The 13,526-nt window shown below is 41.3% G+C and carries 12 protein-coding genes; 4 read left to right on the top strand and 8 right to left on the bottom strand.

Translation table 11 applies throughout. The features are described 5' to 3' along the window. Positions 1 to 42: 42 nt before the first annotated feature. From ACP7FG_RS07170 to ACP7FG_RS07185, 4 genes are all read right to left on the bottom strand, one after another. Complete coding sequence (locus tag ACP7FG_RS07170) at positions 43 to 450, bottom strand: hypothetical protein (RefSeq protein WP_439225953.1); 408 nt, start codon at positions 448 to 450, stop codon at positions 43 to 45. Between the two features lie 80 nt (positions 451 to 530). After that, positions 531 to 3,803, bottom strand: coding sequence for a hypothetical protein (locus ACP7FG_RS07175; RefSeq protein ID WP_439225954.1), 3,273 nt, complete (start codon positions 3,801 to 3,803; stop codon positions 531 to 533). Positions 3,804 to 3,974: 171 nt separating this feature from the next. Beyond that, positions 3,975 to 4,772, bottom strand: a complete 798-nt coding sequence (locus ACP7FG_RS07180) for a hypothetical protein (RefSeq protein ID WP_439225955.1) — start codon at positions 4,770 to 4,772, stop codon at positions 3,975 to 3,977. A gap of 48 nt (positions 4,773 to 4,820) precedes the next feature. Further along, positions 4,821 to 5,420: a hypothetical protein gene (locus tag ACP7FG_RS07185; RefSeq protein WP_439225956.1), complete on the bottom strand. Its 600-nt coding sequence runs from the start codon at positions 5,418 to 5,420 to the stop codon at positions 4,821 to 4,823. Positions 5,421 to 5,645: 225 nt separating this feature from the next. Between ACP7FG_RS07185 and ACP7FG_RS07190 the strand changes: the two genes are divergently transcribed. The 4 genes from ACP7FG_RS07190 to ACP7FG_RS07205 all read left to right on the top strand — a co-directional run bounded on the left by ACP7FG_RS07190 (position 5,646) and on the right by ACP7FG_RS07205 (position 11,030). Further along, positions 5,646 to 7,382: an LA2681 family HEPN domain-containing protein gene (locus tag ACP7FG_RS07190; protein ID WP_439225957.1), complete on the top strand. Its 1,737-nt coding sequence runs from the start codon at positions 5,646 to 5,648 to the stop codon at positions 7,380 to 7,382. 276 nt (positions 7,383 to 7,658) lie between these two features. After that, complete coding sequence (locus ACP7FG_RS07195; protein WP_439225958.1) at positions 7,659 to 8,441, top strand: hypothetical protein; 783 nt, start codon at positions 7,659 to 7,661, stop codon at positions 8,439 to 8,441. A gap of 590 nt (positions 8,442 to 9,031) precedes the next feature. Continuing rightward, on the top strand, positions 9,032 to 9,610 hold the full coding sequence (locus ACP7FG_RS07200; protein WP_439225959.1) for a hypothetical protein: 579 nt from the start codon (positions 9,032 to 9,034) through the stop codon (positions 9,608 to 9,610). A 100-nt stretch (positions 9,611 to 9,710) separates the two neighbouring features. Beyond that, positions 9,711 to 11,030 (top strand): hypothetical protein, encoded by a 1,320-nt coding sequence (locus ACP7FG_RS07205; RefSeq protein ID WP_133566311.1) that lies wholly within the window; start codon positions 9,711 to 9,713, stop codon positions 11,028 to 11,030. A 116-nt stretch (positions 11,031 to 11,146) separates the two neighbouring features. Here the strand turns inward: ACP7FG_RS07205 and csrA are convergent, their stop codons facing one another. The 4 genes from csrA to ACP7FG_RS07225 all read right to left on the bottom strand — a co-directional run bounded on the left by csrA (position 11,147) and on the right by ACP7FG_RS07225 (position 13,401). Further along, complete coding sequence (csrA, locus tag ACP7FG_RS07210) at positions 11,147 to 11,353, bottom strand: carbon storage regulator CsrA (RefSeq protein WP_439225960.1); 207 nt, start codon at positions 11,351 to 11,353, stop codon at positions 11,147 to 11,149. A 325-nt stretch (positions 11,354 to 11,678) separates the two neighbouring features. Continuing rightward, entirely contained in the window at positions 11,679 to 12,032 is a 354-nt protein-coding gene (locus tag ACP7FG_RS07215; RefSeq protein ID WP_439225962.1) for a DUF805 domain-containing protein, read from the bottom strand. Between the two features lie 218 nt (positions 12,033 to 12,250). After that, entirely contained in the window at positions 12,251 to 12,469 is a 219-nt protein-coding gene (locus tag ACP7FG_RS07220; RefSeq protein ID WP_278354837.1) for a hypothetical protein, read from the bottom strand. A gap of 20 nt (positions 12,470 to 12,489) precedes the next feature. Beyond that, complete coding sequence (locus ACP7FG_RS07225) at positions 12,490 to 13,401, bottom strand: alpha/beta hydrolase family protein (protein WP_439225963.1); 912 nt, start codon at positions 13,399 to 13,401, stop codon at positions 12,490 to 12,492. Positions 13,402 to 13,526 lie beyond the last annotated feature (125 nt).

Raw genomic sequence — 13,526 nt, forward strand, 5'->3', positions numbered from 1 at the left:
AGCACAGCATTTTAGATGTTCGGCTAGTGCCAGGAGCGCACTTTACTTAGCTTCCTTGACTAGTTGAATCACTGTGTCAATAACCTCTTTACTACCAGCAAAAACCAAAACAGTAATGATTGCAATTGGAGCAAAGGCAACAATGCGCCCCCACCGAGTTTTACGTGAACGAGTCCAAGAGTGATAAGGTTCTATACGTATTGAAATTAAAAGCATAAGAAAATATAAAGTAAGCAACCCAAGGGATATACCTTCAAATACTTTTAGTAGTGAGCTATCAGTTTTTTCGGCCAGGTATGAGATACCCCCAATAGCGAACATCCAGCCAACCCACTTAAACCAAGCAGTCGCTGCTTTTTCTGATACCTCTTGGAGTTCGTAAGACCACTCTAGCTCAGTCTTTTTCTTACTTAAGTCGATAACCCTATCTTTTCCCATTTTACCTGCCATATAGCCCCTAGAACCTTAAAGTACCGGCTTCATGTGTACCAGGAGAAACCTGAAAATTTAGTTTGCCACTACACTCATATCTAATCATTGTTCAATATTTCTGTTTTTATACAAGGTAAACCTTCAACTAGGGATACATTCATCCAGTAACATAGCGAGAGTACTCCAACATTTTCATTCTTATCGCTCGGTTCATATACCACTTTTACAAGCTGTCTCTCCAAAATCTTGCCAAACTCAATAGATTTGAATAAATCTTTAGTAGTTAGCAGGCTATAGTTAATATTCGAAAAGTGGATGCTGTATACAATTATATTGCCGACATGGCAAACATAGTTTCTCCCATAACCATCTATGAAAGATATATCAAATTTATCCGCCAAGTCTTGGTTATACCTTGCCTCATGAAGCAAGGAATTTAGTTCTGTGGCTCCTGAGAATAAGACAGGGTTATTAATATTCCTACCTAATTCTGATACATCAAGAATATTATTTTCTGCATCAGGATAGACTCTTGAGTCAGTAAATCTATACTGCAGTAGTCGCATTAGGATATTGGAGCCAACATTACTTCTTGTTGATTCTTGCAACCAATCTTCTTCATTTATAGCTCTATGTGTATCAATACCTTTGGCTATCTTTTCTTTTAAATAGTCTTGTATGTTTATCTTAAACAAGTTCTTCTCTTTCGGAATGCCGTCAAAACTAATGGATTTGAAGAGAGTAATAGGAAACTCCGGATTTAGACCTTCACCTCTAATAGCTATTGAACAAGTTAAGCCAAGGTTCGCCATTAGTTCGTCGTCAATTTTAGCTGCAGAAACTATTTCATCTTTCCGCTTATTAATTTGATCTATAACCTGTCTAATTGAAGTTTTAAAGTTATCCAAATTCTTTTTAAATTCATCTTTAGATATAAGAAATGGATCTTTAATCTCGTCAGACAGTCTTACCCAATCTTTTAAGTCATTAACAAGAGACTCTTGGTCTTGATGGCGAAAAGCATGAGAAAAAATAATCTCTAGCCACTTGCGTTCTAATTGCCATCGTTTATTGGAAAGTGACACTGCGATTTCTACATAAGCACTGCTCATACTTTGAGCGTCGTCGCGCCCCCATCCAGAATATATACGGCCTGAAACTCTCCGCTGCTCATTTACACGTCCGAATGAGTCTAAAACCTTTGAAATCCATGAGCCGTAGCTATCTGTACCATAGTTAGAGTAATCCCTATGCCTGATGTATGCCCCTAAAATATCGCTAGCTTTAGATACTAACTTAGTCCTCCTGCGAATTGCCCCAGTTGGATGAACTGAAGAACAGGATAGTAAAGCTCTAATATATTGTTTTATTTGCTCATTATCATTTAGAGCTGGCTTAAGTAAAATGTAGCAGGCTGTAATAACTCGAAGGTCAAAAGCCGCATTACTTACTGCAATGTTGAAAGCAGACTCAAGGCTAAATTCGTTACCATTCAAAATCGTTACCCAAACTTGATCGTCTGGGCTTTTTAACACCATGTCATGCGTAACCAGCTCAGAATGCCATCTATATTCTTCCAGTCCATGAACTCGCTCTCTAACCGAGAACTTCTCAAACCAATTATTTAACATATCTACACCCCAACCAGCGGCTTCGATATTGTTATACCTGAGTGCTGTTATAGCGGTATGGGCTGTTAATTCGAGGTGGGCGAGAAATAATGTTAGTAAATTAGGTAAATCGTTGTTCCGTTTATTTCTTGGCTCTATGTAATGCAGCCAGGATTCCCATGAGCCAACAAAATCAAACAGCACGTCTTCATATTTATTGACTAAACGCATATCTGATGACGAAGAGCTGTAAGACCGCCACTCCATTAATAATGACCAAGTAAAATAACTACCTTGAATTAGAGAAAAGCCCTCTCTCTTGACTAGCTTTTCTCTCCGCGAGAATATTCGTTTATGTAGGTAAATTACTTCATCAAAAAACTCAATGTTTTCAGGGATTAGCTCAACAGCAGCTTTCGAAATTTGATAATACTCAGTCAAAATTTCATCAAGGTAACTTCTACTAAAGAAACTAGCGGTTGGCAGCAGCAACCAATTATCTTCTTCTTTATTATCGTTTAGAAAGCTTAACGCAGAAGCTATCTCAACATGCCATTTTACGATATTTTCTAAAGCATATTTGAATTCACTAATATTCCTCTCTTGAATTGAGTCTTTGGCAGAACCAGTAAACCCTAGCATCATCGAAGTAAGGCTCTTGTCATAGCCCGCTTCAATTTTTTTCGTAGCAAAACTAGCTTTTATCAGTGTCTTTGATAACCATCCAACTTCAAAGCCAGCATACCTAACGACTACAAGACCCGTTTCACTTTCTTTAGTCCAAGTAGGTTGAATTACGATTTCAGGTTCAACATTAGACTCCTTATGTAGCCATCTAAAGCCTTTCTTCGAAACTAACCAACTTCCCCAACTCCTACTATTAAGCCAGTGAAGTACTTTAAGCTTACACAAGTAGTATCGGATAACGGTATTTATGATAGAAAAATAGACATTGGTAGTATGAATTTTATCTGCTGAAGGAATGATAATTTCTCGATACTTATCATCAGAAAACTTGTAGGTACTTACCTTTAGTATATTCTCATCAGGGTTAACCAAGACCTTGTTATGTAAGGAGTTTTGTAGTAACAGGTCTCTGATTCTCTGCCTAATATCAGTTTCACATAGCTCATGTATGGTGAATCGAACAATTAACCTGTCACGCTTGGCTTCGTCCAACATTAGGAATGTAGTCGCAAAGAACCAGCTCGTTAATAGAAGGTTAAACGCCAGCCATAGTGCTGTTGTTATGCAAATCGCTAGATATGTTGAATCATCCATACTTGCACTGAGAAAGTAGCCTGCAACGATAAAAATAGATAGAAATAATCCACTTAAACCTGCAAACATAAATCCAGAGCACATTTGATAAATAGGAAATAAGGTTTTCTTAGCTGACTTGTTCTGAAACAAAACACCAATTAAACCAATAACAAGGGGATACACAACGCCGACAATCGTCAACTGGGCCGCAAGAAAAGCGCCTTGCCAATTAATAAGTTTCTTCCAGTGAGGGAAATATTCAATTGCAAATGGAGCTAAATCGTCTCTCCAGGTTAATAAGTTTACGACTAGTAAAATTGCTAAAATAATGGTTAGAGAAATGTAGTAAGTGTGACGTTGAGACCAACGCAATATGTTGTGCTGTAAAAAACCCCACTTACTTGATAGAAACGCCTTATTTTGATAAAGCGTTTCAGCAATGTTTTTATCGACGTGGTACTGAAGTGAGTTAAGCAACTTCCCTATTTTCAAAAACACTCTACTTGCCTCGGCAGCTTAAACTATAGATACCGTATCATAATCGTAGATAATGAGGTTTTATAAATTAAAAATCTGGGGGGATAGTCCGCTCGTCGCTCTAAGCGGACTTTACGTTTGATTAGCAAAAGTGGCTTCGCTGTTTAACTAACCTTATCAACTCTGAGTAACTCAATCTTCAGCTCTTATATCCATTAATTGGGTTTTCAACTCATCGGTTTGATTTTTCCAAACGTCGATCGCCGCTGAACCAAAGTCAGACTGTGAGTTAAGGTCTTCAAGGCATGCCTCCAGCTGAGACAAGGCTTGATCTTGATAGCCATTATCAATTACATAAAGTTCGCTTAATGAGCGGATGTAATCCTGTACATCTAAAAGGCTTTCACTTGCGAAATCTTTATCAAGTTCATGTAACCGGTAAGTAACAACCGAGACAAAGTTATCGATAGCTAACTTGACTCGACGGATGGCATAAGCGGCAGCACCATTTTCGGGCGGGTTCTGCCTATTCCCAGCTCTTAGCTTCTGTTTAACCAAGTCTAATGAATTGAAGTAATAACGAATGTCACGTTCGCCGAAAGGCTCGCTTAATGCGGAATCTAGCCGTTCTTTAGCTCTCTCAACGGCCTCTTTACTCGCGCGTTGCCGCTCTCGACGAAGAAAATGGGAATATTCCTCGGCCTGTATCCGGTTGGAATACAGCAACGCCATAATAGTCAGCAGTGCTAGAAAAGGCCCTACTGTTCCTGCCATATATGTACCAAAGTCAGCAAAGTCGCCTGTGCTTCCCCAATTATTCCCATCCGCAAAGGAGTCTACATAAAAGACAATCGGAATGATTATAGCTAGTAGCGATAACCAAAGAATCTTGTTCATTGAGCTGTTAATTCTGTTTACGGACACATTTTTACGCGGTATTCCCATTACAAATCCTTTTTCAAATTGTAAGTTTAATGAAGCTAACTGCATGGGATTCAAATAGCAGCACTTAATGTACAAAGCTGTTGCAAAATTTGCTTAGTTACCAGAAATAGTTCTCTTAAGCTCTTCGCTCTCATCCTTTACCTCTACTCCGTAAGCTTTTAACAGTTCGGGAGTGACCCTAGTTTTAAACTCCATTTCCTCATCAGATAAAAATGAGTGATATTTAATGGATAACCGACAGAGCCTGAGTAAGTCCTTAACTACTGTCACCGTTTTCTCTCTTTGATTCTTATCCAAGTTACCTGTTCCAACGAACGCTAGTTCAATAATTACGAATGTGTCGTCCTTTGCGAGGGCGAAATCATCTTGGAAATGTCCTCCGTAAACGTTAAACCCTTCACCTAACCGCTCAAAAAGCTGATTGCGAAGGGTATCCATCAAGATAGGTTTCCGATCCCACTCGAGATTGAAGCTTTTAATTAGTGCAGGACCCAGGCCCTTATTGTGAATCCTGTAGCTGACGTTAAAGGGTTCCTCGTATGTTTGAAACATGCCTGTAATAAAAGGACGAACGCTTGCTAAATGATTTCTCTTATTCCAGATGTGCTGTCTCCATGCTACAACTCCTGAGACAGCGGCAGCAATAGCCGCCAAGCTCGTGACTACTAACATAAGGATCTGGTTCATAGCCATTAATAGAGTTCCCGTGCAATTTTTGGTGTGGAAAAAGCATAGCCGAACAGCGTTTGGCTTACGAGCTCTTAGAGCTTTTGTCACCTGCTTTCTTTATGACTTAGTTACATAATGTAAGTGTCGCCATGAACGAGCAGCGGACATAATTGAAGTTGATTATTTTGTATTCATGCTAAGGTTCTAAAGGCTGATTCTTACTGAAGCTAAAAAGGAGTGGTTTAGAGCATGGATAGGAAGAAAGAAATCTCGATTGAACTTCACAGTGAAAAATCTGCTTTGATGGATAAGTTGTGCGATCAAAACGATTTCGACGGCATCATCCAATTGTGTGAGGATATAGAAACATACACTCACGCTACGCCGCTAATACGACTACATTTGTTCTACAACATCGGTTCCGGGTATTCTCATGTTGCCGCTCGTCGAGATAATCAATTCGATAGCAGATCTTCTGGTCTGGCATTGCTTAATTTTAGAAAAGCGATGGCTGAAGTTAAGACTTTTGCGAGAGAGTGTTTCCGCAGCATCCCTCCGGACGAGGTGATGAGTGCCTTTTATGATCTTCGTAATCGCTTACTCACCAACATGGCAAATGAACTGGATTATCAGGGACGTTGTCTCGAAGCTTTATCGTATTACGCAGAACCGATTGAATCAGGCAATGTACATGCAGTGTTGAGTAAAGCTCGATGTCTTTATCGGTTTGCGCACGGCGTGTATGACGACGGACACGCTTATTATCTGCAAAGAGAATCATCAAACTGTTACAAGAATGCGTTATCCAGAATTGATGAATTCCCATTGGAGCAGCGACACAGCATTGAATCCAACCCATTTCACAATCACTTCCTCACCTGGTTTCAAGAGCAAGAACTGCAGTATGGTTCAGAATTTCCAGAGCTCGATACCTTAAGTGGAAGTCTACCCGATACGAAAAAGGAGAAGGATTACCTTATATGGTGTGCACAACACAGACTGTTTATTAATGAACTGAATGGGATCTCGACATCTGAAGCTGTGTATCATGATGTTTTGTCACTGCCTAATTTTACAGCACGAATTAATACATTACTAACTACATCCGAAGAGCTCAGCTTTCATGGTCATTTTGATGAGATGAAAACAGATTATTGCTACGCTCGTTACTTGGCCTTTATGGGGAGTTCGATTCCATTATTTGAAGAGCATTTTTTCAATTCAACGTTTGAACATGTTGACACCCTTGATTATGAGATAAACAATCTAAAGACCAACCACCTTAAGTCCTGCTTTCAGGTTAGCTATTCCATTTTTGATAAGATCTCATTTCTCCTCCACCGTTTTTTTGAGCTGGATACAGTTCAGAATGATCATCAGGTAGATTTCAAAAAGGTTTGGTTTAAGCCCCGTAGCCAGGAACTTAAGGATATATTCAAAAATAGCGACAATGATTACTTCAGGGCCCTGTACTTTATATCACGCGAAATCCGACAAGGGGGGCGCAACATCCCAGACGATAAGGACTTATCGTATTGGTTTGACCCAGACACACAACGATTATTTAAAATCAGAAATGCAATGGAACATCGAGCATTCAAGTTAGTTGATGCGGTACCCCATCGCAATAGCAAGGACGAATCATTAGAAATTGAAGAATGCAGGAGCAGGCTGTTAAAAGCTCAGCAGGATATCGAATCTATCTCTAACCAATTGTTGCAGGAACCAGGCAATAAAGATGAGCTCGAAAGCCAATTGGAAAAGCTTCGGCGGCAGGAAGCCAACTTGGTCAAAGACCTTGATGAAAAGGAACGTATGAGTTCATATTTTGTTATTGTTGGCGTTGAAGAGTTTGAGTCACTTACAATGAAACTACTCACTCTGGCAAAAGACGCATTGGTTTATTTGTCCCTGGCTATTCATTACGAGGAGTCTAATAAGACTCATGATGGACTTGTATTACCTTCATTTGTCCCCAAAAAATAGGGGAATTTAAACCTATTGCATTACCCGATAAAACTGAATGTACTCACGTTAATGGTTTAGGTAGAGGCTATTTAATTTGGTCAAGTAATAGCACCTGCTCTAATGTCCGCAATTGGCACTAACCTGACAGTCTGCTGCGAGCGAAAGCCGGACATTGGCGAGAAAGTTTGGTAGGTTAGGCAGAGATCAATATAAGGATAGGGCTTTAATTTGGATCTGCCCCTCTTTATTCCCTGCGGTATTATAAGCGTTCACGCTAGTATTGGAGAAAGTCAGGTGTTCGATCAAATGGACTTTACGTCTTTAAAGGAAATATTGAGTGCTGCTAAAGATTTACTGCTAATCGCTGTTGCAGTGGTAACGTCCATAATTTCCATAAAGAGTTATAAAAACGCCCGCCTAGCCCTAGCTCAGCCATTGAGAACAGAAGTCGTCAAACGACAAGTTGACTTACTTACAGAACTTCTCGATATAACTAGTTCCGATAAGCTAAAATTTATGACAATGCTCGACTTTAGCAACATATTTAACCTCAATATGAAAATATGTTTGGAGGAAGTCGGCTGCACTGTCAAAATGAGCAAGGACTCTGGTGATAAAAGCAGCTCAGCCATTAAAATTGTTGCGGAAGATGACGAACCTTTAGAACAGTATTATTTCGATAATCTGAAATCTGAGTCTCGAGCATCGTTTCAGGAAAGGAGGCGTGTTGCTGCGACCGAGGGGTCTTTTAAGGTTCAGCTTATCCACCTTACAGAACAACACGTAAGTCTGATAAGAAAATTAGACTCTATAAGTAACTCCCCCTACCTCCCCATTGAAATAAAGAGTGAATTAGACAAGTTATTAAAGACGATTAATTACAATTTAGAAAAACCTATGAAAGAAAAAATCGAGCAGTCACTCTGCCTCATGATGTCTGAGGGGTTCGATCAGAGTAGGTTTAGTTTTACCGACAAATACAATGAATTTAATCACGATGCAATTGACTTTTCTCTCCACTCAAATGAATTAATCAGGAAAGTGAGGGAAGTTCTTAAAGTGGATGAAAAATGGTAGGAGCTGGTAAGCCCCTAGTTTTATAGACATATCTAAGCTGCTGGTAATACTGCTTTTCGTACTACACTGGAGACAGGCCTCGATTTGTACCATGGTTTCGTCTTGGATTATACGAACAAAGGGTCGTAGTTGTTGAAGTGGTATGGGATTCGAAACAAATAGCCTATAGGCAGAATTCGCTCGATACACCATGACCGCCCCTGGCACTGAGCTGGACGTCAGCAGCGAGCGAAAAGCGGACCATCGGGCTTTTTGCCTAATTTAACGAGTAACTCGCCTCGCTGTTATTAATAAGTCTGGATGGCGCGAACCAGGCAAGGCACAATTACCTCAGCAATAGTGCGCGTTTTGTTATTGTATTGTGTATTTAAGTCTTTTACTGTCAATGACATAACGAAAAATTAGAGTTAGATAAGTTGCGCACGTTAGAATGCAGCTAAGCATGCTCAAATTACTTTACTAACTCAGACGATTTAAAAGGCAGCTATGGTCGCTTAATCAGCAACTTAAGAGCTCGCAACTATTCAATTGAAGAGAGTACAAAGTGCGCACGCACAATATGCAAATGTTAAGCATTTCAGGGGGAAATAGTGACAGTTGAGGCAATATTGCAGCCAGCGGTTGTCGCTGCCATCGTTTCCGCCATTGTTGGGCCGCTGATCTTCTTCCTTTTGAAGCGCTGGGATGACAAGAAACGAAGAAACTTCGAGATACGTTATGAAGAGTACAAGCACTACCTAAAGGCATTAGAGCAGATTGCCTCGTCTCGTCATGCTGATTTCGAGCGCTTTATGAGCGAAACTTATGCAAGCTGCATGAATGAAATTCTTACTACGGAGGGGCAGTCTTCTGATCCGTTGGTTCGCCTTAATCAGGAGGTGAACAATCTTACAGCAGATGTCCGGAAATCCTTCACTCAAGCAACACAAGAGCTTCACGGTCTGCGCTTGGTCTGTTCCGAGAAGCTTCTCCAAAAAGTTAACGAGTACGTAAATATACAGCGCGAGCTTATAGATTCATCGTGTTCCGTAATGGGAAACCTGGATCAAATGGACATCAATAATCCAAGCGCGAGCCTATCTGGCGAGATGAAGGAAAAAGGCGAAAGAACCCAAGTGCTGTTTGAGGAAATCGTGCAGCAAATGAGAAAGGAGCTTGGAGTCAAATGATGCTTAACAAGGCCAGGCACAGCGACGGCTTTTCCGTTACGGCTTCGCTTCCACTACAAAGCCGCGCGTGCTGGCGGCGTTATATCGCTTGGTGACTGCAGTGGCTAGGAACAATACAACTTTCATTGGTAGTGCCCCCACTTGGGCAAATGCATGTGTAGGCGAAAATGGTTTCCCTGGGTACTGGGATTACGCCAAAGGATTTTCCCAAGCAGCAACTATTCTGATTGACTTAGTTCTTAGTGAACGGGGGTTAGGGCACTCGGTTGACGAGATGGTTTATCCGGTTTGTTTCAATATGAGGCATTCACTAGAACTTCGCCTGAAAGGCACAATTTCAGAACTTATCCTTATCGAAAAAGCCAGATGTCGTAACCTCCAATTCGACTTGGCTGGTTCACACGATATAGGAAATATTTGGAGTTTCTTCGCTCAAAAGGCCCAAGCTGCCGACGATCGCTACGACCCAATAATCAAAAGGCTTGATACAAAGATCAAGGACTTCGCCGAAGTCGATGCCACCGGACAAACATTTCGGTACCCACTTGATAATGAGAGTCAAAAGCATCTCGTAGATGTCGCGGTCATCAACTTTGTAGTATTGAAGCGCAGTTTCGGGGAGCTAGAAGCAGCCTTGGATGACTTACATCGCTTAAATAAATACCTTTGCGATGAATATCAATGTGGGTCTTTTACAAAACGACTGTCGCGAAAGAATCTGTTCGAAATGGCATCCTTTCTTCCCCCTCGAACAACGTGGGCGGCAGATTCATTTAGTACAACTAAGGAATTTCTCAAGAAACACTTCAATATTGGTAGCAAAGAACTCTCTGAGAGCATTAAGCTCATCGAATCGCATTTTGAACTCGCGCCGGCAATTGGGATAACGATTCCTTTACTCGGGGTTGAAGAGTCCTATATTGAAGAATTTTTCAGCTATTGGTTTAAGCACCACGACCTTCCATCTGATAAAGTCCCAACCGAAGTTGAAGCTAGCGAGTGGGGTTCCGGCGAAATGTTTGAAGCTATTGTGAACGACACCAAGAGACGTGCGGAGGTTTGGGAGACCGTTAAGTCCAATCTCACGCCAGAAAAACTGGCAGGTTTGTCGGCTCTGTTTTATTTCGCGCGTGATCTAGACTTCTCGGAGAGCTACACTCGGGTTTATGAGCTTGATCTTGAGGAAGCCAAGGCTTCGTTCTTAAGTTCAGAAGACTCTGTAAGGTCACAGTACTTCCATATTTTCGACAAGACAAATGCGCTATACAACATCTTGCGTTCGCTCTATTTCTTGCAAAAAGTCGAACTCGCAGAACGACTTGTTGTTGCGCATGGACTGCATGAGAAATTTTCTTGGTTAGATGAAGCTAGGCAACGCACCCTATTTCGGAAGCCGGAGTACTGTGGATACGCGATATAGCAAGGCCGCCTCAAAGCCGGACGTTAACGTCCGCTCCTGGCACAATGCGGACGTTGACGATGACTCCAATAACTATAGGGTAGACCGAGTTTTAACTGAGACTTGGGCCTATTAAATTAACCACGACTCGCTATTACTCTTTTAACTTTTTCGTCTACGGACAACTCGTGTATGCGAAGATAGATCTCTTCACGATGTACGCCTATATCTTTAGGGGCTTCTATTCCAATACGTACCTGATTTCTGTCGGCTCTTAAAACAGTAATACTGATATTATCAGCAATTCTTAATACTTCACCAATACGTCGTGTTAGAACAAGCATAAATACTCCTTTTTGGTTTTATCTTAATGAGGGAAGGAAACAAATAAAACCAGCTAACTACTGATGTCACGGATGTCTTAAGTTATTTATGTACTTTTACTTACCAAAGTAAGTCGCTGTGTTGCGAACAGGTGAGTATTGAGAAGCTAACGCTTACAGCCGCACACTATAAACAGGAAAACCAGGAGCAACATACAATGATAGCTTTCCTGTCTCAGGTTTTATGGCTTAGTACCGGTAGTGGAAAAGCGGATTTTTGAGCGTGAATAACGGGTGTAAATAATTTTCGGTGTATACGTAAGCATATTTCCAAACAGAGCCTGGGTTAGACGGGCTCTGTTGTTTTTTTAAATTGATTGGTAGGCATCAAAGCTAAAACTGAAACTATCAGTTGTCCGAATGGAACAAACAATAAAAAGACCCACCAGCCGCTAATTCCTGTATCTTTTAATCGCTTCGCCGTGAATGGTATGTACGTGACAAGTAATATAAGGCTGCTTATTGCTCTGATTAACTCGACAGAATAAGGCACTTTCACCCAAAGGCCATCAGTAGCATAGAGAACTACGCAGGTAGTTATCAGTACTAAAAGTGTTGCCCAGTAGCGGCCTCGAGACACGGTGCCAAAAACATTAAAAAAGTACATGAATGCGTCTATGGGCAATCTTAATAACGACATTTCAGCTCCAAAAAATTAACTAGAATGGGTTTGGTACTACTTGCTCCACTCGGTATAGGCTACCTAATTGCAGTTAATTGTTGTAGAGCAACTTTTGTTATTGTTTGTGCAAGTGAATTTAGTCGAATATCTAGTGCATCCGGTACTTGGCGGCCTTATGTCATAGTCGAACTTTTCAGCCATTTTGAACAGTCTTATTTCGACCGTCGATAGAAAGCTCAAAGCTGCTCATTTTCTTGGCTTTTTTCTTTACGTGCTGCCCACCAGTGGTAAAGCGATGAAATAAGTAGTGCTATGAGAAAATCCTTGAACTCTGAGCTGTGCAGAGTAAATTCACCCGCTTGAAACGATTTAACGATAGTGCCACCCACGAGATAACCACCAATCAAAACAAGTGCCCAGTAAATGGTAGAACGTATTTTATTATCTGTTTTCATATGCGCAGCTCATGCCGTTTTCAGTGTTTCTGAAACCATTCTCGCATGGCAGTTAGTGCCGAGTCATTAATGTCATTGCTACTGTCGCTTCGTAGCCCATGGTCAAGTTGCTCAAAGAATTGGTAGTCAACATTCTCTGAACTATGCAGGCTCTTTACCATGGCATGGGTTTGCGCAGGGTCTACAGAGTTGTCTTGTCCAGACTGAATAATAAGCAGGGGTGTTTTCCCGCTCTCTATGACTTTAGCTTGCTCAAGTGTGAGCAGTTCTTTCCACCATTTGTAGCCATGTTGGCTTGAGTCAACAGCGAATGCTTTATCTGACTCTCTGATTTTATCTGCAAAGCCGCGAAACCCTTCAAGTACCGCACCTGTAACGTCAGGCGGAGTGGATGCCTTTATGTTGTGCTCAATGTCGTTTTGAAATGAATTTCCGCCACCGTTAAACGCTATAGTGGCGGTAATACCAGGCAGGACTTTGCGTAGCATAACGGCAATAACCGCTCCCTCGCTGCCACCAAGAACGTACACCGACTGGTAACGTTTCTTTTCCTTTAGGTGATTTAGTACTTGTTTGGCATCGCTCACGCGTTGCGATGGTGAGTCATTGTCGATATAGGCTTGCGGGCAGGCATTAATGTCCGGGCTGAGCCCCCATTTCTCAATAATTAGAACATCGGCGTCCTGTCGTACTTTGGGGAAAGCGCTTTTAATGGAATTGATGCTTAATGCGCTCCGACAGTCAGAGCCTTGCAATATGAGCAGTAGGTTATTCGTCGGCTTTTCTCTCGAACCGAGGTGATAGGTGATCTTAGATTCGGATGCTAACGAGCGCTTCAGTGTATGTGTCCCAAACGTCAATTCTGATGCAGCTATTGAGCAATAGCTGATAACCAAAAATATAACAGCAAGAAGCAGATTAAGTTTACGCATGAATCAAATACCGGTTAATTGCCTCGTTACCCACAGTAACGGTTGAACTGAGTTTACCGCCACACGATTCAATCATCCGGCATGACGCTACATTGTTCGTATGACAATATCAGGCAGATTATCGG

It is taken from the genome of Idiomarina sp. ST10R2A5 (assembly GCF_051842325.1).
In the GTDB taxonomy this organism is placed as follows: Bacteria; Pseudomonadota; Gammaproteobacteria; order Enterobacterales; family Alteromonadaceae; genus Idiomarina; species Idiomarina abyssalis.